Genomic DNA, 20787 nt, shown 5'->3' on the forward strand with positions numbered 1-20787 from the left:
GAGGAAGCCGATACCATCATCGCGGCCGGAGATTTTTCGCCGCTGGATCCGGGGGGTAATCAGGGTGCGACAGCCGCGCCGGAGCCGGAAAGGCGCCGGGCAGCAGGAGAGGGATCACCGATGAACCAGTTCGCACCGACCGCCCCCCGTGCGTCCGCCGCAGACCCCGCGATCGCCGACGAAATGGTCGCACGCGCGGCGGCGCTGCGCCCGCTTCTGGCGGAGCGCGCGCGCCAGACCGAGATCGACGGACGCGTTTCCGACGACATCACCCGCATGCTGGCCGAAGCCGGAATCTTCGCGCTCGGCCAGCCGCGAAGCTTCGGCGGCACCGCGCAGCCGCCATCGGTGATGGTGCGGGTGGCCTTCGAACTGGGCCGCGGCTGCGGCAGCACCGCCTGGTGCGCCTCGATCGGCGCGGTCAACGCCTGGCTCGCCTCCTATTGGCCGATCGAGGCGCAGCGCGAGATTTGGGAGAACAGCCCAGGCAACCTCGTTATCGGTACCTTCGTTCCTACCGGGCACTGCGAGCCTGTCGAAGGCGGGTACCGGGTCCGGGGCCGCTGGCCGTTCGGCAGCAATTGCGACAGCGCCAACTGGATGTTCGTGTCGGCCACCCTGCCCCCCTCCGGCGACAGGCCCGCGGATGTGGGCTGGTTCATGGTCCCGGCCGCGGAACTCGCGATCGATCATGACAGCTGGCGGGTCAGCGGCATGCAGGGCACTGGCAGCAAGACCCTCTTCGCTGGCGAGCCGCTGTTCGTGCCCGAGCATCGCGTCATCCGCTTCTCCGACGTGGTGAAGGTGTCGACGCCCGGCCGAGCGATCGACGGCAACACCATGGCGCATTTCGGCTTCACCACCTTCGGCGCGGCCACCCTCGTCGCGCCGATGCTCGGCATGGCGCAGGGTGCGCTCGACTGGTTCGTCGCGGCCATGGCGAAAAAGGCGAAGACCAGCCTTAAGCCGGGCGGTGCGGGGCTGGTGGCGCAAAGCCCCTTCGTCCAGGCCCGCGTCGGCGCGGCATCGGCGGCGATCGACAGCGCGATGACCCTGCTGCTGGCCGACCTCGCCCCCGTTGAGGCCAAGGTTCTGGCGGGCGGGACGCTCGAGCCCGCCGAACGCATCCGTATCCGGCGCAACATCGGCTTCGCCGCGCAACAGGCGGTCCATGCGGTCAACCTGCTGTTCGAAGGGGCGGGCGGCTCGGCGACCGCGCTGGATACACCTATCCAGCGCTTCTGGCGGGACATCAACGCAGCGGCGCGCCACGCCTCACTCGAAGTGCAACCCATTTACGCCCTGTACGGGGAAGAGCGATTCGGCCTGCCGCCGGTCGGCCAGTTCTGAAGGTACGTTCGAAAAGGCGGTAATTTTTTAGTGGTGCCCATATCGCCGAACCGCTTTGGCTACCGATTATCCCGGAATTGCGGGAAACGACCGAAACAAAAATATTGGAAGTATAAGTCTTATCTTGACGACGGGGGCGCAACATGAAAGAGGATACACTTTGAAGGCATAGTTCATATGCGCTTCGGACGTGACCCCCATATGCCGGCAAAGACCGACGCAGTGAAAAACAGTCAGAGGAGGATGTGATCATGAGGAACGCCCGTAAATTCCAGCTGATCGGCGCGAGCGTCGCCGCGCTCGTGCTGGGCGGCGCTGCGCAGGCGCAAGACGCGCAGCAGGCCGAAGGCGCCGCCAGCGGCGGCCTGGAAGAGATCGTCGTCACCGCACAGAAGCGCAGCGAGAACCTTCAGAAGACGCCGGCCGCAGTCACCGCCTTCACCGGCAACTCGCTGGTCCAGAGCGGCACCACCGACCTGCGCGCCGTGCAGAACATCGTCCCCGCCGCCCGCTTCCAGCAGGAAGGCGCCACCACCCAGGTCATCCTGCGCGGCGTCGGCTCCAACCTCGACTTCGGCAACGTCGAGCCGACGGTCGCCTTCAACGTCAACGGCATCTTCACCCCGCGCGAGGGCACCAGCCAGCCGCTGTTCGACCTCGACCGCATCGAAGTCCTGCCTGGACCGCAGGGCACCCTGTACGGCCGCAACGCACTGGGCGGCACGATCAACATCTCGTTCAAGCGTCCGACACACGACCTCGAAACCAGCGGCGTCCTCGAAGGCGGCAATTACGACCTGATGCACGCCACGGTGGTGCAGAACGTGCCGCTGGGTGAAGGCGTCGCCGCCCGCGCCGCGATCGATTTCACCAAGCGTGACGGTTATATGGAATCGGGCGCCTATTCGAAGGACGACATCGCCGCCCGCCTCGGCCTGCTGTTCGACCGCACCGAGGGCTTCACCGCCTATCTGTGGGGCCAGTATACGAAGCGCGACGGTTCGCCGTCGAACCTCGTCAACAAGGGGTTCGACCCGAACACCGGCCAGTTCAGCGAGAACGCCTTCCTGCGCGGCGATCCGTGGGACGATCTGCGCGTCGGCGCCTTCGCCGCGCCGGGCGCCCTACCCTTCGGCCAGCCGATCAAGGAAAAGCAGAAGTATAATCTCTATAATTTCGGCGCTCAGTTCGATCTCGAGGTCGCCGACGGGCTCACCCTCACCTATGTCCCCGGCTATTTCCGCCTCGACTCGAACTCGTCCTACTGGCTGGGCGTCATTCCCGATTTCAAGGAAGACAATTATCGCCTGATCACCCAGGAACTGCGCCTGTCGGGCAAGTCCGACCGGTTCGACTGGCTGGCCGGTATTTACGCCTACACGCAGAAAACCTACGGCTATTCCTTCGTCGGCAAGGCCGCCGGTCCGTTCGGCTTCATCGCCTCGGGCGTGCTGCACCACCGGGTGAAGGGCATCGCCGCCTTCGGCCAGGGCACCTACAAGATCAGCGACATGTTCCGCGTCACCGTTGGCGGCCGCGCCAGCTACGACAAGCGCAAGGCCAACGGCATTTCGCCGGATGTCGGCAATCCGCTCTATGATTTCGAGAAGTCGTTCAAGCGGTTCGATTACAAGGTCGGCGTCGAATATGACGTCGCGCCGACCGCGATGGTGTACCTCACCTATCAGACCGCCTACCAGCCCGGCACCTTCAACGAAGTCCCGTCGACGCCGCTGAAGTCCAACCTGATCAGCTCGCCGAAGCTGTCGTCGTTCACCGGCGGCCTCAAGACCCGCTTCCTCGACAACACGCTGCAGATCAACGTTGAAGGCTTCTACTACAAATATAACGACCTGCTGCTGCAGGCTTATGATGCGAGCAAGCCGTATAACGAGATCTTCAACGCCAGGGCTGAGACCTACGGCGTGCAGATCGACACGGTGTTCCAGCCGACTCCCGACGATCGCTTCTCGGCGTCGCTGGGCTACCTCCATGCGCGGACGAAGAGCTATAAGGTTCCGGGCCTGACGGCGTTCGAGAATCTCAGCCTGCCCTATGCGGCCGACTGGACGATCAACGTCGCCTATCATCACGACTTCCACCTCTCGAACGGCTATATCCGTCCGGCGGTCGATGCGCGCTACGAAAGCTCCTACTTCGCCGACTTCGTCCACACGCCCGGCACCCGGCAGAAGCCGACCTGGCGCGAGAACGCCTCGCTCACCTACTTTGCGGACAGCAACAAGTGGAGCGCGGGTCTCTGGATCAAGAACATCACCAACAAGGCGGTGATCGCCGCGACCGCCGCCGCCGGCATCCCCGGCCCGGCGACCGCCTATCTCGAAGAGCCGCGCACCTACGGCGCGCGCGTCACCTTCAACTTCTAACTATGGAGACATTGCTTGACCGGCATGCTGAATAATCTTTCGGTCCTGGTCACGGGTGCCGGTGGCGGAATTGGTTCCGCCACCGCTCTCGTTCTGGCGGGGCATGGCGCCCGCCTGATCCTGACCGACGTCAACAAGGATGCCGGTGAAGCCGCCACCCAGGCGGTCACCGCCGCCGGCGGCGAGGCTTATTTCGTTCCCGCCGATCTCGGTTCCGAAAGCGAGATCGCGGGGCTGGTGAAGGCGACCGTCGACCGCTTCGGCCGGATCGACGGCGCGTTCAACAATGCGGCGGTCGAGCAATCGAACAAGCCGCTCGACGAGATCACCACCGAGGAATGGGACCGCGTCGTCCGTATCAACCTCTCCGCGGTGTTCTTCTGCATGAAATATCAGGCGCGGGCGATGCTGGCGCAGGGCGGCGGCTCGATCGTCAACACCGCCTCCTCGCTGGCCCAGGTCGGGCTGGCCGGCGCCTCCGATTATTCCGCCGCCAAGCATGGCGTGCTCGGCCTCACCCGCTCGGGTGGTGCCGACTATGGCGAACGCGGCATCCGCGTGAACGCGATCCTGCCGGGCATCACCCGCACGCCGATGATCAAGCGGCTGAGCGAGGATCCCCAGCTGTCGGCAGTGTTCGACCGGCTGCGCCTGCGGCACTCAATGGGCCGCTTCGGCGAACCGAGCGAGATCGGTGAATCGGTTGCCTGGCTGCTCTCGCCGCAGGCATCCTTCGTCAACGGCGCGGCTATCGCGGTCGACGGCGGCTATCTCTCGATCTGAAGCGGAGGCACGCATGTACACTCTCTCCCACGCCATCCCGATCAACCCCGAAGGGGTCGAACCGAAGCTGACTCGCGAGCAGGTCTGGGCCGGGCTCGAACTCAAGGCGGTCGACGCAAAGCCGTTCGTGAACGGCATGAGCCAGTGCGATCTGATCGAGCGCACGGCAACGACCATCAAGCGCGAGATCACTTTCGCGGGTGCTCAGAGCCAGGAATTCATTACCTTGTTCGCTCCGGTGAAGGTCCAGTTCGAGCGCCTCGACGGCACCGGCTGGATCGACAATGTCATCAGCGATTCCGAATATGGCATGTTGCTGTCCTTCACCTTCGGGATCATCTTTCCCGGCATCGAGGAGGGCTCGCCAGAAGAGACGGCGAAGGGCGACAGCATGCGAGGCGCCTATACCGGCGCGGTCGCGGCGACCCTCAAGAAGGTCCGCGAAATGGTAGCCGCCGGCGAACTTTGAACGGCGGCATCAGGAGGAGAGAGGCAGTGGCTCTGGAATGGGTGGCGGATTTCTTCCGCGACGCCGACACGGTGAAGATCGACAATCTGGCGAAATGGTTCGCCGACGACATCGACCTGCGCTTTGCCAACAACCCCGCGATCCGCGACAAACAGACCGCTGTGGAGGTGATGGGCGGCTTCTATTCGTCGATCGCCGGCATGAAGCATGAGCCGGTCCATATGTACGCGGCCGGCGACGACGACACCGCCTCGCAATATGCGATCGTCACCTACACCCGCCATGACGGGCGCGACGTGCCGCTGCCGGTCTCCAGCCTGCTCCACCGCAACGCGGCGGGCCAGCTCGACAAGCTGTGGATCTATATCGACATCGCTCCGCTCTATGCCGAGGCCACCGCGTGATGCGCCGCTTCGAAGGCAAGTCCGTCATCGTCACCGGATCGGGCGGCAGCATCGGCCGCGCCGCCGCAATCCGCTTCGCATCGGAGGGGGCCAATGTCGTCGGCTGCGATGTCGTTGCGCCCGGCAATGACGAAACCGCGCGCCTGATCAAGGAGGCCGGCGGCACGATGGTCGCTGTGACCGCCGACCTGACCGACAAGACCGAATGCGAGCGGCTGGTGAAAACCGCGGCCGATAGCTTCGGCGGGATCGACGTCCTCTTCAACAACGGCGCGATGGCCTATTTCGCCTGGATCGAGGATATGGACGACGACACCTGGTACAAGACGATAAACCAGGAACTCGACCTCGTCTTCCTGCTCACCCGCGCGGCTTGGCCCGAGCTGATCAAGAGCAAGGGCAATATCGTCAACACCGCGTCGATGTCGGCCTGGGTCGGCATAGAATTGCTTCCCGGCCTCGCCCACACCGCGGCCAAGGGCGGCGTGCTGTCGATGACCCGCCAGCTCGCGATGGAAGGCCGCAAGCACGGCATCCGCGCCAACACCGTGTCGCCGGGCACGATCGAGACCAACCAGACCCGCTTCATCCTCGAAGACCCCGAATGGTGCAAGATCCAGCTCGGCCGCGCGATGATCAACCGCATGGGCCAGCCGTCGGAAGTCGCCAGCGTGGTCGCCTTCCTGGCGAGCGACGACGCGTCCTATGTCACCGGCGCCGACATCGCGGTCGACGGCGGCGTACGGGCCTGGTGAGCGGCGGAGAGACGATATGACCAACGAAGAAAAGCTGCTTGAGCTGTGGGAAGACAAGCAGGTCATGCGCACCATGCTGAACTTCGGCCGTGCGCTCGACCTGGGCGATTGGGCGCTCTACCGCTCGACCTTCACCGACATAGTCAACATCGATTTCACCCGGCTGACGACGATGCCCGAAGTGCGCGTCTCGGCCGACCTGTGGACGAAGTTCGCCGAACAGATCCTCAGCCCGGTCCGCCGCCACCATGTCTACACCAACTGGGACATCAAGGTGGACGGCGACAAGGCCTATGCGCTGGTCTACATGACTGCGCGCCACTTCAAGGCAGGCGATCGCGGCGCCAGCGACAACGCCCAATATGGCTGGTACGATGTGTGGCTGGAACGCTCACCCAAGGGCTGGCTGATCTACCGGCTCAAGCATGATTTCCAGTGGATAGAGGGTAATGACTCGCTGCTCGACGTGCATCAGCCAGAGCTGATGAAGACGATGTACGAGATCTTCACAGAAGAGAATATCAAGGCCGCCCAGGCCGCGCTTACCGCAGCCTGACGACGGACATGCCGCGCTCGCCGCGGTCTGAAACAGGACGATGGCGCCTGCCGGCAAGACGACCGGCAGCGCCGTGAGGAGGAGAGGGACATGAGCGTGAGCGACCACTGGGTACTCGAGCGTTTCCGCGCGGTCGACCGCAAGGATATCGACGGCTTCATCGACATGCTGACCGACGATCATGTCTTCCTCTTCGGCGGCCGCCCGCCGGTCGTCGGCAAGGACGACGCGCGCGAACAGGTGCTGATCTTCTGGTCGATGATCGGCCGGCTGAAGCATAATATCTGGCGCGTGACCGAGGCGGGCGACCTCGTCTTCGTCGAGGCCAATGTCGATTATGAGCGGCCCGACGGCACCTGGGTGGTCGTCCCCTGCTGCGACGTCATCCGCATTCGCGGCGACAAGATCTGCGAACAGCGCGCCTATCTCGACCAGAGCGCAGTGTTCGCCGACGAACCCGGCGAAGTCCGCGCCGCCTGAACTGCTACCTCTTACGAAAGCCGATCATGACTGACGCCGCGAAGCTCGCTACCATCTGGGACGAGCGCAACATCCGCAACGCGATGCTCCAGTTCGGCGCGACACTCGATTCCGGCGACTGGGCCGCGCATCGCGCCTGCTTCATGGATGTCGCCAATATCGATTTCGAACGGCTGACCGGCCAGAAGGAAATCCGCCTCAATACCGACCTGTGGGTCGCATTCGCCGACGCGATCCTCTCTCCAGTCCGGCGCCACCACACCTATTCCAACTTCCGCATCGACGTGCAAGGCGACCGCGCCTTCGTCCGCCTCAAGCACACCTCGCGCCACTGGAAGCTCAGCGACAGCGGCGGCGTCGAATATAACCAATATGGCTCCTATGATGTCTGGTTCCGCCGTGTAGCAACCGATGTCTGGAAGATCGAATATCTCAAGCACGACTTCACCTGGTCGAACGGCAACAACGCGATGTTCGACATGCGCGAACCCAAGCTGATCGAGGCGATGGCCAAGGTGTTCGTCCCGGAGCATTTCGCCGCCGCGGTCAGCAACCCGGTCGGTTAGGCACCATCCTGTCACCCGTGCTTGTCTCGGGGTCCCGCTTTTCTGCCCTCACCCCCGCCCCGGATCGATCTCCAACCCCGCGATCTGCTGGAAGATCGTCCGCACCAGCGGATCGCGTTCCTGCGTCCGGATCGCGGCGTGGAACATGATCGAGCGATTCAGGTCGGGGCGTAGCGGCACCAGCGCACCCTGCGCCAAGTGGTCGCGCACCATCACCTCTGGAACATAGCTGGTACCGCCGCCGCGCAGCGCGATATCGATCAGGGCGCGCGCATTGTTGGTCGTGTTGATCATCGCTTCAGGTGGAGCCCGGTCGCCCAGGCCCGCAAGTGCCGTGCCGTGGATCGGCGAGTGGCGATGCAGCAGCCAGATCGGCGCAGCCGCCGGGTCGTCGCCGATCGCCGCAGCGGTCGCCGGGCTCGCTATCCAGATCAGCGCCACATTCCCGATCGGCGCAGTCTCGAGCTGCGCGCTCGCCACCGGCCCGGCGACGATGATCAGGTCGCTGTTCGCGCCGAGCAGCTTCTGGAGGAGGCTTTGCGACAGGTCGATCTCGATCTCCAGCCGGGCACGCGGCAATTCGGTCTTCAGCGCCGCCAGGAAGGGCGGCAGGCAGGTTGCGGCGGCGATCTCCCCCGCGCCGATCCGCACCGTGCCCGACGCCCCCGCGAACTGCCCCGATTGCAGCAGCATCGTCTCGATCGACGCCCAGAGCGGTTCGCATTCGGTGACGAACTGCCGCCCCCTTATCGTCAGCACCATGTTGCGCCCCGCCCGCTGAAACAGCGCGAAGCCGATCTGGTTTTCGAGCTCGCGGATCCGCGCCGATACCGCGGGCTGGGTCGTGTTGAGCCGTTCCGCGGCGGCGGCGAAGGTGCCCAGGCGGCTGATCCACAGCAGCGTCTCGATATGGTAGAGTGCGATACGCTTCATAGATATCGATTATGGATATCGAACAAGAAGAACAATTAGATTTTATACATCCGTACCCTATAGGCCGCTGCGAGGAGGATCGCCGATGACCAAGATTTATTCATCCGCCGCGGCGGCGCTTGAAGGCCTGCTGTTTGATGGAATGACCATCGCATCGGGCGGATTCGGCCTGTGCGGCGTGCCCGAGCGGCTGATCGACGCGATCGTCGCCTCGGGGGTAAAGGGCCTCACCGTTGCCTCGAACAATGCCGGTATCGACGGCGAAGGGCTCGGCAAATTGCTCCGCAGCCGCCAGATCGCCAAGATGATCAGTTCCTATGTCGGCGAGAACAAGGAGTTCGAGCGGCAATATCTGGCTGGCGAACTCGAGGTCGAGTTTTGCCCGCAGGGCACGCTGGCAGAGCGGATGCGCGCGGGCGGCGCGGGCATTCCGGGCTTCTACACCAAGACCGGCGTCGGCACGCTGGTCGAGGAAGGCAAGGAGACCAAGGAGTTCGACGGACAGACCTATATCCTCGAACGCGGCATCCGTGCCGATGTCTCGATCATCAAGGGCTGGAAGGCCGATGAGAGCGGCAACCTCGTCTTCCGCAAGACGGCGCGCAACTTCAATCACCCCGCCGCCACCTCGGGCAAGATCTGCGTCGCCGAGGTGGAGGAAATCGTCCCCACCGGCAGCCTCGATCCCGACTCGATCCACCTTCCCGGCGTCTATGTGAAGCGCATCGTGCTCGGGGCGCCCTATGACAAGAAGATCGAGTTCCGCACCGTCCGGCAGAAGGAGACCGCATGATGGCCACGCTGATCAAGGGCTGGGACCGCAACCAGATGGCGGCACGCGCCGCGAAGGAACTGCGCGACGGCTATTATGTGAACCTCGGCATCGGCATTCCGACGCTGGTCGCCAACAACATCCCGGAAGGGATGACCGTCACGCTGCAATCGGAGAACGGTATGCTCGGCATCGGCCCCTTCCCCTATGAGGGCGAAGAGGATGCCGACCTGATCAACGCGGGCAAGCAGACGATCAGCGAACTGCCCTCGTCGAGCTACTTCTCCTCGGCGGACAGCTTCGCGATGATCCGCGGCGGCCATATCGACCTTACCGTGCTCGGCGCGATGGAAGTGTCGGAAACCGGCGACATCGCCAACTGGATGATCCCCGGCAAGATGGTCAAGGGCATGGGCGGCGCGATGGATCTGGTCGCGGGCGTCAAGCGGATCATCGTCGTGATGGAGCACACGTCGAAGAACGGCGACCCGAAGTTCATCCCGGCCTGCACCCTGCCGCTGACCGGCAAGAATGTCGTCGACATGATCATCACCGATCTGGCGGTGTTCCAGCGGCCCGATCACAACTCGCCGTTCAAGCTGATCGAGACCGCCCCCGGCGTCACTCCCGAGGACGTCGCGGCGCGCACCACGGCGCACTATCTGGTCTGAGCGAGGCGGCCGGGGACGGCCTTTCCTCTTCCTTCAGGCGAAAACGGGATCGTAGCGGCTCCGCCCGGTCCCGTTTTCATGCGCCGGCGTTGGCTGCCGCACGCCCGGCGCGGCGGCCTGAGAAGACGCCGTCGCCGATCGACAGCCCGCTCAGATATCCGTTCGAGCAGAGCCCCACCGCGGCACGGCCCGCGGCATAGAGCCCGGCGATCGCCGTCCCATCCGCCCGCAGCACCGCGCCGCTGTCTTCATCCACGCGCAGCCCGCCGAGCGTGAACATATAGGTGAAAGCATAGATGTTCGGGATCGACATGTTCACCGCATAGAAGGGCCCCTGGCCGAAGAGCTTTCGCATCGCCATCGCCTTCCCGAAAGGATCGGCAAGACCCGCCCGCAACTCGGTGTCGGCCTCGGTCGCGCTTCGCTCGAGGCCGGCAGGATCGATACCGCATTTCCGGGCCAGTTTCCCCAGCGTGGCGCCGCGGCGGGTGCCACCCAGGGCGAAGTTGAGCAGCGCGGGCACGCCATAATATTTGAAGAACAGGAAGCCGCCGAACAGCGACTGGCGAACGGCCTGCCAAAAGCTGTCGGCGCGCAGGATCAGCCATGCCTTGCCGCCCTCCTGCGCGGCGATGGCGAGGCCGAGATGGCCCGAATAGGCTTCCTCGTTGATGAAGCGCTTCCCCGCCGGATTGACGAGCATGCCTTCGAGCAGCGCATTGGGCGGGGCCATGTTACGCGCGGCATAGAGATTGGACATCCGGCCGGTCTCTCCGCCCGCGGTCTGCCCCAGCATTATGCCGCTGCCGTCGCAGCCGAGCGAACCGAGCCGCATCAGCGCCCGGAAATTGTCTGCGTAGAAGGGCTGGTGGGCGCGCAGCATGTCCAGGTTCATCGCGAAGCCACCCGTCGCAAGCACGACGCCCCGGCGCGCGCCTATGCGCCGAACGATCGAATGCGCTTCTTCGAGCTTGCGCGCGGCCGCCGAGGAGCGCTCGGCAAGCACCGCCTTTAAGGGAAGCATCGGCACGACCTTGTCGTACAGCCGCTGGTGCTGCCCCTTCGCACTGTCGGCGAGTTGCGCCACCTCGACGCCGATCACCCGCCCGCCGCGATCCATGATCAGCCGGACCGCGCGCTGCTGCTGCGCCAGCTTCACGCCGAGGCCGGCAGCCGCCCTGGCAAGCGCGGCGAAATAGACATGGCCGGTCAGCCCGGCCCCCACGGGCCGGTGCCCGCGCGGCGCGGGCCGGGCGCGGGCCGCATGTTCGGGCATCTTCTCGTTGCCGGCATAATAGAGATATTTGCCGTCGGGCGGGTACAGCGTCTTTTCGACATAGGCCTCGGATGAATAGGGCACGCCATGCCCCTCCAGCCATGTGAGGTTCGCCGCGCTTTCGTCGCAATAGCGGCGCAGCGTCGCGGGCGAGACGACATCGCCGACCTCCGCCGAAAGATAGTCGTACATCTGACCGGCGTCGTCGTCGAAGCCGGCGTCGCGCTGGTGCCGGGTCCCGCCCGCGTAGATGATGCCGCCGCTGAACGCGGTGGCCCCGCCTCCCGCGAAGCGATCGATTGCGATCACGCTGGCCCCCTGTTCGCGCGCCTCGATCGCGGCGCACGCACCTGCCCCGCCGAAGCCGACCACGACGACGTCGGCTTCTTGGTCCCAGCGCATGTCCGCGGGATCGACGATCAGCGGGTCGAGGACCGCGGCCGGAACGTCGCCGCGCATTGGTCCACCTGCTTGCCCTGCCATGACCCCTCCCGCCTTTTATCGAATGATCAGATGGTCGCGGCGATGGGATGGTGACTCAATACCGCAGACTATCGCGTGACGCTCTTTACCTGACCAATCTGTCCCTGCCGCACCCAGGGTCCGTCTTCAAAAGAGATGAACATTTATGAACAGGCTCGGTGGTTGCCCGTTCGCTGATCCAGGGCGACACAAAGTGTCCGGCCAGGCGGCAGCGGTCCAACGCTGCGCCTAGTTCGGCCGAGAGGAAGCAAGAGGCAGGTACCGCCATGCAAGCCGGTCTTCAGCAATGCCATGTGCGGGTCATCGCGGAGCATCGCTCCGAAGATGCGCTGGTGAGCCTGGTCGATTATGAATGGCCGCAGGCCTTCATCTTCCACAACCATAACAACAGCGTCCATTACCGGCTGATGCCGGTCAACCTGGGCCTGCGCGGCAGGGTGGGCGGCCAGGCCGAGCGCGACCTGGGCAATATGTCGCTGTTGCCTGCGGGCTCGATGCTGAAAGTATCCGACTATGGCGTCGATCATCGTGCACGCGCACTGCGCTGCCTGTTCACGCCGTCGTGGATCGAGGCGCTGCTCGGCCAGCCGCTCACCGCGCTGATCCCCGAGGTCGACGATTATCTGGGCGTTCGCAACAGCAACGCCCGCAACTGCCTTCACCGTATCGCGCTGGAGCTGCTCGAACCCGGCTTTGCGTCGGCGGCGCTTATCGAGTCGCTGATGCGGAGCGCAGTGGTGGAGATCATGCGCGATGTCCACGATCAGTTCCGTCCCGCCGTCATCGACGTCGCGGCGACCGCGCCCAAGCTGTCGCACGCACAAATGCACCGGATCGTCGCGATGATCGAGGACAGCCGCAGCGGGCCGCCCAGCGTGGCCGCGCTCGCGGGAGAGCTGGGCTTCAGCGTTTCGCATTTCCGCCGCCTGTTTCGCGCCACCACCGGCCAGTCGGTCCACGAGTTCATGTCCGCGCTGACCGTCGAACAGGCCAAGAGCCTGCTCGCCAACAGCCGCCTGTCGATGAAGGAGATCACCTATCGGCTGGGCTTCACCTCGCCGAGCAGCTTTTCGGTGGCGTTCCGCCGGATGACCGGATGCTCGCCCAGCCAGTTCCGCAACAAGGCCCGCACCTGAGCGCCAACGCCGCGCCGCCAGCCAGGCATGCGGGCCCGCCATCTCGCAGACGCCCTCGGGGGACCCTCGTGATCGATCTCTTCTTCGCCACCAGCACCAACGTCTACAAGATCATCATCGCGCTGGAGGAGCTGGGCCTGAGCTATCGCCTCCAGCTGATCGACATCAGCAAGGGCGAGCAGCTCGATCCCGCCAATCTGGCCGGATCACCGACCCAGAAGCTGCCGGTGATCCGCGACGATGAACCCGCCGACGGCGGCGATCCGCGCGTCGTCTTCGAATCCGGCGCGATCCTGCTCTACCTGGCCGAAAAGGGCGGCGCGCTTCTGCCCGACGAACCGCGCGCCCGGCTCGATGCGATCCAATGGCTGTTCTGGCAGGTCGGCGGACTAGGGCCGATCAGCGGCCAGGCCTTCCATTTTCACGCCTTCGCGCCGCGGATCGCGCCCGATCGAGACCATGATTATGCGCATAGCCGCTACCACAATATGATGAGCGCGCTGTGGCGCGTGATGGATCGCAAGCTCGGCGAGACGCCCTGGCTGGCGGGCGCCGGCTATTCGGTCGCCGACATCGCCTGCTATCCCTGGATCGTCTATTATGACGCGCAGGAGGGCATCGGCGCCTATCCGAACATCCTGCGCTGGCGCGACGCCGTGGCCGCGCGGCCCGGAGTGATCCGCGCCTATGACCGGATTGGTCAGGTCAAGACCGGCTATGCCTTCAACGACGAGAAGAAGGTCGCCTTCTACCCATGGGAAGGCGTTGTCCAGAACATGATCGTCACCTGAGCGCAGCGGCATGAGTGAAGCGATCACCCCCTTTCGCGTGAAAATCCCGCAGGCCGCGCTCGACGATCTGCACGACCGGCTGGCGCGCACGCGCTGGCCCGAGCGCGAGCCAGTCGACGATTGGAGCCAGGGCGTGCCGCTGGCGGCCGTGCAGGCCCTCTGCGAGCATTGGCGCACCGCTTATGACTGGCGGCGCTGCGAGGCGCAGCTCAATGGATTTGACCAGTACCGCACCGTCATCGACGGCCTCGGCATCCATTTCCTGCACGTCCGGTCACCCGAACCCGATGCGCTGCCGCTGATCATGACCCATGGCTGGCCCGGCTCGGTCCTCGAATTCATGAAGGTGATCGGGCCGCTGACCGATCCCGCCGCTTATGGCGGCGATCCGCGCCAGGCGTTCCACCTGATCCTGCCTTCCCTGCCCGGCTATGGCTTTTCGGACCGGCCCGACCGGACGGGGTGGGGCGTCGAACGGGTCGCGGCGGCATGGGTCGAGCTGATGCGACGGCTCGGCTATCGGCGCTATGTCGCGCAGGGCGGCGACTGGGGCGCGGGCGTCACCGCCGCGATCGGCCGGCTCGCCCCGCCCGAATGCGCCGCCATCCATCTGAACGTGGCGCTGACCGAGCCGACGGGCCCGCTGCTCGATGATCTGACGCCTGCCGAGCAGGCCGCGCTCGCCGACATCAAGGCCTTTTACGACGACGGCTCGGGCTATGCCGCCATTCAGGGGACGCGACCACAGACGATCGGCTATGCGCTGACCGACTCCCCCGCCGCGCAAGCCGCCTGGATCTATGAAAAGTTCCAGGCGTGGACCGATTGCGGCGGCGACCCCGAAAGCGTGCTGAGCCAGGACGAAATGCTCGACGCGATCAGCCTCTACTGGTTCACCGGCACGGCAGCATCGTCGGCGCGGCTTTACCGGGAGAGCATGGCGACCGCCTTCCGCGCCCGCCCGATCACAATCCCGATCGGACTGAGCATCTTCCCGCGCGAACTGTTCCGGTCGTCGCGGCGCTGGGCGGAGGCGCTCTATCCCCGGATCATTCACTGGAACGAACTGCCGCGCGGCGGCCACTTCGCTGCCTTCGAACAGCCAGGGCTGTTCGTCGACGAGCTGCGCGCCTGCTTTGCACCGCTGAGACGGGAAGCCGCCGCCCCATGACCGACGATATCGAGAGGTTGACCGCGCGGCTCGCCGACCCCGCCTTCTTCCTGGAGCCCGGCTTCACCACGTTGCTGCGCCATCTGCGCGACCGCTCGCCGGTGCATTGGTGCCAGGCCTGGCCGCAGCGCGGCTTCTGGGCCGTTACGCGGCACGCCGACATCAAATGGGCGCTGGAACATCCCGAGCTGCTGTCTAGCGAGGCCGCGGGCAATATCATCCCGGCCGATCCCGACCTCCACCGGCAGGACCGCGACGCGATGGGCTTCGGGGTGATGCTGACCAACACCGATCCGCCGAACCACGCGCGGCTGCGCCGCATCTATAGCCGCTTCTTCTCGGGTCCGCAGGTTGCGAAGCTGGAAGGCCAGTGCCAGCAGATCGTCGATGAAATCCTCGCCGAACTGGACGGGCGCGACCGGTTCGATTTCGTGATGGACGTCGCGGCGCCCTTGCCGGCCCGGCTGATCTGCCGCCTGCTCGGCGTACCGCGCGGGGACTGGCCCTTCATCTTCCGCTATGCCAACAGCTTCGCCTCCTTCGCCGATCCCGCGCTGCAGCTGGGGGGAACGCCCGGCGAAACCTTCATGATCGCGATGCGAACGACATTCGATTATGTCAGCGACCTCGTCGCGCAGCGGCGCGCCGATCCGCGCGACGATCTCTGTTCGATGGCCGCGCTGGCGGAGGCTGAGGGCGAGCCGCTGTCGCACGCAGAGGCAGCGTGGAATGCCTGGGCCGTCCTGGCCGCCGGGTTCGAGACCTCGCGCAATGCGATATCGGGCGGGCTGCTCGCGCTGCTCGAACATCCCGAACAGGCGGACGCCTTGCGCCGCGAACCCGGCCTGCTGGTGACCGCGGTCGAGGAGATGTTCCGCTGGTCTAACCCGGCCACCGCCTTGCTCCGCGTCGCCCGCGAGGACATCGAGATTGCGGGTCAGCCGATCGCCCGGGGCGACTGGCTGGCGCTGTTCATCGAGTCCGCCAATCGCGACGAGCGGGTGTTCGACGATCCCTATCGTTTCGACATCCGCCGCCGCCGCAACCCGCATATGAGCTTCGGCTTCGGCATTCACAACTGCATCGGGCGGATGCTGGCGGCGCTCGAGGTGCGCGTGATGATCCGCACGATGCTGAAACGCACCAGCCGGATCGAGGTCGCCGGATCGCTGGAACGAAGCGCATCGACCATCGCCAAGGGGCTCGCGCGGATGCCCGTCCGCGTCGAGTGGACGTCCCCCCGGTCCGAGGCGGCATAGAATTCCGGACGATCGCGAAAGGCAAACAGGATGATGACGCTCGAAGAATTATCCGCGCGCGAGGAAATCCGCCAGGTGATCTACCGGCATTTCCGCGCCGGGGACCGGATCGACGCCGAGCTGGACCGCGCCGCGTGCTGGGACGACGCCGTCTTTATCGGCGGTCCGGTCGACCTGCCGATGGGCGAGGCAATCCCGCTGATCTATGAGGAGATGATGCGGAAATATTTCCGCGTCACCAATCATTACATGATGAACATCTCGATGGACGTGAACGGCGCCGAGGCCCGCGGCGAGATCTATGCCATCGCCTACCACATCCTGCCGACCGAGCGCGAACCACTGGAAGCGGTGCTCGGCGCGGCCAAGCTCGCCGCGCTCGGCGACGCGGCGGACCAGCCGCTCGAACTGTGGATCGGCATCCGCTATGCGACCACCCTGTCCCGGCGCGGGGACGAATGGCGCATCGCTTCGATGAGGCTGATCGTCGATTGGAGCAAGGTCGAACCCTATAGCGGGATCGAGACCGGCGGCTTTCTCTCCTATCTGACGCTACGGGGTGCGCGGGACCGGACGGATCCGTCCTACGGCTGAACCTTGCGGCGCGATCGGAAAAGCATTGGTCGAATATGGAAAGCCTTGGCGATGGCGTCGCGAAGGGCTGCATGGGAGACTATTCTCGATCGAAATCCGCATCTCCTCCGCCAGTCTCCGCAATCACTACCGCATCCTTGCGGCCAGGGCGGGGCGCGGCGCGAGCCTATCCTCAGGCGCGGGTTTCGAGGCTTAGGAGAACCCAATGAACGAGCATAGTTCCATCCTCAAGGCACGCCCTGCCTTCCTGAACGGAAAGCCCAAGAAGCTGCTGATCGACGGGAAGTGGGTGGAGGCCCAGTCGGGCCAGACCTTCGGATCCTTCAACCCTTCCACCGGCGAGGCGCTGGACCCCGTAGCGCTGGGCGCGAAGGCCGATGTCGACCTCGCGGTCGCCGCCGCCCGCCGCGCCTTCGAGGGCCCGTGGAGCCGCTTCAAGCCCGCCGATCGTCAGCGCGTCATCCTGAAGCTCGCCGACCTGATCGAAGCCAATTTCGACGAGCTGTTCCTGCTCGATTCGATTGACATGGGCGCGCCTATCATCATGAAGCCGTTCATCCAGCGGCTGGTGGTCGACACCTTCCGCTTCTGCGCGGGCATGGCGGTGGGCATCCAGGGCGAGACCCTGCCGAACTCGGTGCCCGGCAACATCCTGTCCTACACGCTGCGCGAGCCGGTCGGCGTCGTCGCCGGCATCGTTCCATGGAACGGGCCGGTGTTCAACGCGACGTGGAAGATCGCCCCCGTGCTGGCCACGGGCTGTACGCTGGTGCTCAAGCCTGCCGAGCAGGCTTCGCTCAGTCCGCTGCGGCTGGGCGAGCTCTGCCTCGAGGCGGGCATTCCCGAGGGCGTGATCAACATCATCACCGGCTATGGTGAAGATGCTGGGGCGGCCCTGTCGGCCCATCTCGACGTCGACAAGGTGGCATTTACCGGCTCGTGCGAGACCGGCCAGCGGATCGTCCAGGCGTCCGCCGGCAACCTCAAGCGCCTCACCTTGGAACTGGGCGGCAAGTCGCCCGACATCGTCTTCGCCGACGCCGATCTCGATGCAGCCGTTCCGGGTGCGGCGATGGCGGTCTATGGCAATTCCGGTCAGGTGTGCAGCGCGGGCAGCCGCCTGTTCGTCGAGCGCAGCATCTATGACGAGTTCACCGAGAAGGTCGCCGCCTTTGCCAAGTCACTTCAGGTAGGTAACAGCCTGGACCCGCAGACGATGATCGGCCCGCTGGTTTCCCAAGGCCAGCTCGAACGCGTCAGCGGCTATCTCGAAGCCGGCGCGCAGGAAGGCGCACGGGCGATGGCGGGCGGCGCCCGGCTGACCGACGGCGATCTGGCCAACGGCTATTTCGTGCCGCCGACGCTCTTCGCCGACGTCAACGACGACATGAAGATCGCCCGCGAAGAGATTTTCGGCCCGGTCATCTCCGCCATCCCCTTCGACGACATCGAAGAGGTGGTGAAGCGCGCCAACAACACCGTGTTCGGCCTTGGCAGCGGCGTGTGGACGCGCGATGTCAAGAAGGCGCACAAGCTGGCCGGCCTGATCCGGGCGGGTTCGGTGTGGGTCAATTGCTATCAGGCGATGGACCCGGCGGTGCCATTCGGCGGCTACAAGATGAGCGGCTATGGCCTGGAGGCCGGCAAGCATCATCTCGACGAATATCTCAACACCAAGGCGGTTTGGATCAACATCGACTGATCGTCCCAGGCTTCCTCCGCGAGGCCTGACGCCCCCGTCCGCCGATCGCGGACGGGGGCTTTTTTGTCAAATCAGCGCGGCGGCTGCCAGCTGTCGGGATCCCCCCGTTCGACGACCTTGCGCGCCTCCTGGATCAGGTAGGCGCGGATGTCCTCAGCGCGTTCAGGCGAAACATGCGGGGCGAAGCTCACCATGCCAAGCTCCTTGAAGGCGCCGTCGATCACGACCGAACGGAAAGCTTCGGGATCCTTGACGATCTGCGAACGGCGCAGGTCGGCGGTGTAGCGGCCCCGGGCGCTGAAGCCATGACAGACCAGACAGGTGTCGTTATAGGCGGCAAGCCCACGCACCGGATCGCCCGAACTGGCGACCCCGGTCAGGTCGATCGGCGCGGGCTGCGGAATGACATAGGGTTTTGCCCTGGCCTTGCCGTCGAGCGCGAACACCATCAGGCGGCCAGGCAGCCGCGGCCGATAGGGCACGATCGTCCCGTACATCGCGCTCGGCCCGCCATAGCCGACCATCACCGCGACATATTGACGGCCATCGATCACATAGCTGATCGGCGGGGCGACGATGCCGTTGACGGTGGGATAGGACCACAGCTTCGCTCCGGTCGAAGCGTCGTACGCATTGAGCGTCCCCTCGGCGGTTCCCTGGAACACCAGTCCGCCCGCTGTGGCAAGGACGCCGCCATTGACGAAGAAAGGATGCTTCACCCGCCAGCGCGCCTTCTGCTCGAAGGGATCCCAGGCCAGGAGCTCGCCATGGACCGCGGCCTTCATCTTTTCGAGCTGCGCCGGATCGTCAGGCACCGCCAGGGTCCGTGTGTCGATCCCGATGTTCATATGGCCCGGACGATGTTTGAAGCCGGGATCACGCGCGAATTCCTGCACCATCGCCTGGGCGGGTATGTAGACCAGCCGCGTCTGCGGACTATACGCCATCGGGTGCCAGCTGTGCGCGCCGAGGCCCGACGGCGACTGCAAAAAGGGCTTGTCCTGATAATGCGCGCCCGGGGCTTCGATCGGCCGGCCGGTCTTGATATCCACGCCCTTCGACCAGGTGACGTCGGCATAGGGCTCGGCCGACAGCAGTTCGCCGGTGGTCCGGTCGAGGATATAGAAATAGCCGTTCTTGGGCGCCTGAATCAGCAGTTTGCGCTGACGGCCCTTATACTCGGCGTCGAGCAGCATGATGTGCTGGGTCGCCGTATAGTCCCAGCTGTCGCCTGGGGTGGTCTGGTAATGCCAGAGATATTCCCCCGTCGCCGCCTTCACCGCGACGATAGACGAGAGGAACAGATTGTCGCCCTTGCCGTCCGAGCGAATGTTCCAGTCATAGGGGCCGCCGTTGCCGACGCCGAAATAGAGGATGCCGCTTTCGGGATCATAGGTGATCGAATCCCAGACGGTGCCGCCGCCGCCATTCTGCCGCCAGCCATCGCCGAACCAGCCGGGCGCGGCAAGCTCGCGCAGCGGCTTGTCGGACGGCTGACCGTCGGGCTTGCCCTCGGGATTGGGCACGGTGAAGAAACGCCAGGCGAGCTTGCCGGTGGCGACATGATAGGCTGAGATATAGCCCCGGACGCCGAACTCGGCCCCGCCATTGCCGATCAGCACCAGATCCCCTGCCACCTCGGTCGCACCGGTGATGGTGTAGGATTTGCTCTGGTCCACCGTGAGGGTCGACCAAAGCTTCCGGCCCGTCCGGGCATCGAGCGCGATCAGACGTCCGTCAAGGGTTGCGACGAACACCCTGCCCTTCGAAACCGAAACCCCGCGGTTTATGGCGTCACAGCAGCTCTTTGCCAATGTCGGCTTCGGCACCTCGGGATCGAAGGACCAGAGCTGCCGTCCGGTCCGCGCGTCGAAAGCGGAGACCTTCGACCAAGCCGTGCTGACATACAGCACCCCATCCACCATGATCGGGGTCGACTCCTGGCCGCGATCAGTGTCGAACTCATGATACCATGCCAGCCCGAGCCGCCCGACCGTGGCGCGATTGATCTGGTCGGCCGGAACGAAGCGCAGGCCCATGTTGGTGCGTCCGTAGACCGGCCATTCGACCGGCGGAGGAACTGGCCTGGCGGATACCAGCAGCGCGCAGGCCAGGACCGCTACCGACGTTTTCGCCATTGCCTTGACGGCCTTCATCCCTCAACCTCCCCAATGTTCGGCGCGGTCGCGCCATTCTATCGATCCGTCGATCTATAGATGGCCTGAAGGTCGCAGCCCATGGCTCGACTG

Annotated in this window: 20 protein-coding genes; 17 read left to right on the forward strand and 3 right to left on the reverse strand. The window is 65.0% G+C overall.

What is annotated here, in order from left to right:
- The first annotated feature begins 120 nt into the window (after positions 1-120).
- The 9 genes from ASE00_RS16940 to ASE00_RS16980 all read left to right on the forward strand — a co-directional run bounded on the left by ASE00_RS16940 (position 121) and on the right by ASE00_RS16980 (position 7750).
- On the forward strand, positions 121-1350 hold the full coding sequence (locus ASE00_RS16940) for an acyl-CoA dehydrogenase family protein (protein WP_056382433.1): 1230 nt from the start codon (positions 121-123) through the stop codon (positions 1348-1350).
- A 251-nt stretch (positions 1351-1601) separates the two neighbouring features.
- Positions 1602-3737 (forward strand): TonB-dependent receptor, encoded by a 2136-nt coding sequence (locus tag ASE00_RS16945; protein WP_056382435.1) that lies wholly within the window; start codon positions 1602-1604, stop codon positions 3735-3737.
- Between the two features lie 24 nt (positions 3738-3761).
- Positions 3762-4520: an SDR family NAD(P)-dependent oxidoreductase gene (locus ASE00_RS16950; RefSeq protein ID WP_056382437.1), complete on the forward strand. Its 759-nt coding sequence runs from the start codon at positions 3762-3764 to the stop codon at positions 4518-4520.
- Positions 4521-4533: 13 nt separating this feature from the next.
- Entirely contained in the window at positions 4534-4989 is a 456-nt protein-coding gene (locus tag ASE00_RS16955; RefSeq protein WP_056382439.1) for an SRPBCC family protein, read from the forward strand.
- Positions 4990-5015: 26 nt separating this feature from the next.
- Positions 5016-5393 (forward strand): DUF4783 domain-containing protein, encoded by a 378-nt coding sequence (locus ASE00_RS16960; protein WP_056382443.1) that lies wholly within the window; start codon positions 5016-5018, stop codon positions 5391-5393.
- A complete protein-coding gene (locus tag ASE00_RS16965) occupies positions 5393-6148 on the forward strand; it encodes an SDR family NAD(P)-dependent oxidoreductase (RefSeq protein ID WP_056382445.1) in 756 nt (251 codons plus the stop codon). The genes ASE00_RS16960 and ASE00_RS16965 overlap by 1 nt, the downstream gene beginning before the upstream one ends.
- 16 nt (positions 6149-6164) lie before the next feature.
- Positions 6165-6704: a nuclear transport factor 2 family protein gene (locus tag ASE00_RS16970; RefSeq protein WP_056382447.1), complete on the forward strand. Its 540-nt coding sequence runs from the start codon at positions 6165-6167 to the stop codon at positions 6702-6704.
- A gap of 90 nt (positions 6705-6794) precedes the next feature.
- Positions 6795-7184, forward strand: coding sequence for a nuclear transport factor 2 family protein (locus ASE00_RS16975; protein WP_082594780.1), 390 nt, complete (start codon positions 6795-6797; stop codon positions 7182-7184).
- A gap of 26 nt (positions 7185-7210) precedes the next feature.
- The gene (locus tag ASE00_RS16980) at positions 7211-7750 is read left to right on the forward strand and encodes a nuclear transport factor 2 family protein (RefSeq protein ID WP_056382450.1); all 540 of its coding nucleotides are present in this window, start codon (positions 7211-7213) and stop codon (positions 7748-7750) included.
- Between the two features lie 48 nt (positions 7751-7798).
- Here the strand turns inward: ASE00_RS16980 and ASE00_RS16985 are convergent, their stop codons facing one another.
- Positions 7799-8683 carry a LysR family transcriptional regulator gene (locus ASE00_RS16985; protein WP_056382452.1) on the reverse strand — a complete coding sequence of 295 codons (885 nt, stop codon included), beginning with the start codon at positions 8681-8683 and terminating at the stop codon, positions 7799-7801.
- A gap of 85 nt (positions 8684-8768) precedes the next feature.
- Between ASE00_RS16985 and ASE00_RS16990 the strand changes: the two genes are divergently transcribed.
- Positions 8769-9476, forward strand: a complete 708-nt coding sequence (locus tag ASE00_RS16990; RefSeq protein ID WP_056382454.1) for a CoA transferase subunit A — start codon at positions 8769-8771, stop codon at positions 9474-9476.
- Positions 9476-10126, forward strand: a complete 651-nt coding sequence (locus ASE00_RS16995) for a 3-oxoacid CoA-transferase subunit B (RefSeq protein WP_200957958.1) — start codon at positions 9476-9478, stop codon at positions 10124-10126. The genes ASE00_RS16990 and ASE00_RS16995 overlap by 1 nt, the downstream gene beginning before the upstream one ends.
- Before the next feature lie 76 nt (positions 10127-10202).
- Here the strand turns inward: ASE00_RS16995 and ASE00_RS17000 are convergent, their stop codons facing one another.
- Entirely contained in the window at positions 10203-11861 is a 1659-nt protein-coding gene (locus ASE00_RS17000; protein ID WP_056382456.1) for an FAD-binding protein, read from the reverse strand.
- Between the two features lie 290 nt (positions 11862-12151).
- On the opposite strand from ASE00_RS17000, the gene ASE00_RS17005 reads away from it, so the two are divergent.
- From ASE00_RS17005 to ASE00_RS17030, 6 genes are all read left to right on the forward strand, one after another.
- The gene (locus ASE00_RS17005; protein ID WP_082594781.1) at positions 12152-13021 is read left to right on the forward strand and encodes a helix-turn-helix domain-containing protein; all 870 of its coding nucleotides are present in this window, start codon (positions 12152-12154) and stop codon (positions 13019-13021) included.
- A 68-nt stretch (positions 13022-13089) separates the two neighbouring features.
- Complete coding sequence (locus ASE00_RS17010) at positions 13090-13812, forward strand: glutathione S-transferase N-terminal domain-containing protein (RefSeq protein WP_056382462.1); 723 nt, start codon at positions 13090-13092, stop codon at positions 13810-13812.
- A gap of 10 nt (positions 13813-13822) precedes the next feature.
- Entirely contained in the window at positions 13823-14983 is a 1161-nt protein-coding gene (locus tag ASE00_RS17015; protein WP_056382463.1) for an epoxide hydrolase family protein, read from the forward strand.
- Positions 14980-16242, forward strand: coding sequence for a cytochrome P450 (locus ASE00_RS17020; protein ID WP_056382464.1), 1263 nt, complete (start codon positions 14980-14982; stop codon positions 16240-16242). Before ASE00_RS17015 ends, ASE00_RS17020 begins: the two co-directional genes overlap by 4 nt.
- A gap of 30 nt (positions 16243-16272) precedes the next feature.
- Positions 16273-16836 carry a nuclear transport factor 2 family protein gene (locus ASE00_RS17025; RefSeq protein ID WP_056382467.1) on the forward strand — a complete coding sequence of 188 codons (564 nt, stop codon included), beginning with the start codon at positions 16273-16275 and terminating at the stop codon, positions 16834-16836.
- 205 nt (positions 16837-17041) lie between these two features.
- A complete protein-coding gene (locus ASE00_RS17030) occupies positions 17042-18538 on the forward strand; it encodes an aldehyde dehydrogenase family protein (protein WP_056382471.1) in 1497 nt (498 codons plus the stop codon).
- 71 nt (positions 18539-18609) lie between these two features.
- On the opposite strand, the gene ASE00_RS17035 is transcribed toward ASE00_RS17030, so the two are convergent.
- On the reverse strand, positions 18610-20694 hold the full coding sequence (locus tag ASE00_RS17035) for a PQQ-dependent dehydrogenase, methanol/ethanol family (RefSeq protein ID WP_056382473.1): 2085 nt from the start codon (positions 20692-20694) through the stop codon (positions 18610-18612).
- Between the last annotated feature and the right edge of the window lie 93 nt (positions 20695-20787).

This window comes from Sphingomonas sp. Root710, assembly GCF_001429065.1.
Classification (GTDB): domain Bacteria; phylum Pseudomonadota; class Alphaproteobacteria; order Sphingomonadales; family Sphingomonadaceae; genus Rhizorhabdus.

Excerpts from the sequence above, each read along its gene's own strand:
- ASE00_RS16950 (WP_056382437.1), top strand. The coding sequence starts at position 3,762 with ATGCTGAATAATCTTTCGGTCCTGGTCACGGGTGCCGGTGGCGGAATT.
- ASE00_RS16975 (WP_082594780.1), top strand. The coding sequence starts at position 6,795 with ATGAGCGTGAGCGACCACTGGGTACTCGAGCGTTTCCGCGCGGTCGAC.
- ASE00_RS17000 (WP_056382456.1), bottom strand. The coding sequence starts at position 11,861 with ATGCGCGGCGACGTTCCGGCCGCGGTCCTCGACCCGCTGATCGTCGAT.
- ASE00_RS16985 (WP_056382452.1), bottom strand. The coding sequence starts at position 8,683 with ATGAAGCGTATCGCACTCTACCATATCGAGACGCTGCTGTGGATCAGC.
- ASE00_RS16995 (WP_200957958.1), top strand. The coding sequence starts at position 9,476 with ATGGCCACGCTGATCAAGGGCTGGGACCGCAACCAGATGGCGGCACGC.
- ASE00_RS16940 (WP_056382433.1), top strand. The coding sequence starts at position 121 with ATGAACCAGTTCGCACCGACCGCCCCCCGTGCGTCCGCCGCAGACCCC.
- ASE00_RS16955 (WP_056382439.1), top strand. The coding sequence starts at position 4,534 with ATGTACACTCTCTCCCACGCCATCCCGATCAACCCCGAAGGGGTCGAA.
- ASE00_RS16990 (WP_056382454.1), top strand. The coding sequence starts at position 8,769 with ATGACCAAGATTTATTCATCCGCCGCGGCGGCGCTTGAAGGCCTGCTG.
- ASE00_RS16980 (WP_056382450.1), top strand. The coding sequence starts at position 7,211 with ATGACTGACGCCGCGAAGCTCGCTACCATCTGGGACGAGCGCAACATC.
- ASE00_RS17020 (WP_056382464.1), top strand. The coding sequence starts at position 14,980 with ATGACCGACGATATCGAGAGGTTGACCGCGCGGCTCGCCGACCCCGCC.
- ASE00_RS16965 (WP_056382445.1), top strand. The coding sequence starts at position 5,393 with ATGCGCCGCTTCGAAGGCAAGTCCGTCATCGTCACCGGATCGGGCGGC.
- ASE00_RS17015 (WP_056382463.1), top strand. The coding sequence starts at position 13,823 with ATGAGTGAAGCGATCACCCCCTTTCGCGTGAAAATCCCGCAGGCCGCG.
- ASE00_RS17035 (WP_056382473.1), bottom strand. The coding sequence starts at position 20,694 with ATGAAGGCCGTCAAGGCAATGGCGAAAACGTCGGTAGCGGTCCTGGCC.
- ASE00_RS17025 (WP_056382467.1), top strand. The coding sequence starts at position 16,273 with ATGATGACGCTCGAAGAATTATCCGCGCGCGAGGAAATCCGCCAGGTG.
- ASE00_RS17005 (WP_082594781.1), top strand. The coding sequence starts at position 12,152 with ATGCAAGCCGGTCTTCAGCAATGCCATGTGCGGGTCATCGCGGAGCAT.
- ASE00_RS16970 (WP_056382447.1), top strand. The coding sequence starts at position 6,165 with ATGACCAACGAAGAAAAGCTGCTTGAGCTGTGGGAAGACAAGCAGGTC.
- ASE00_RS16945 (WP_056382435.1), top strand. The coding sequence starts at position 1,602 with ATGAGGAACGCCCGTAAATTCCAGCTGATCGGCGCGAGCGTCGCCGCG.
- ASE00_RS17030 (WP_056382471.1), top strand. The coding sequence starts at position 17,042 with ATGAACGAGCATAGTTCCATCCTCAAGGCACGCCCTGCCTTCCTGAAC.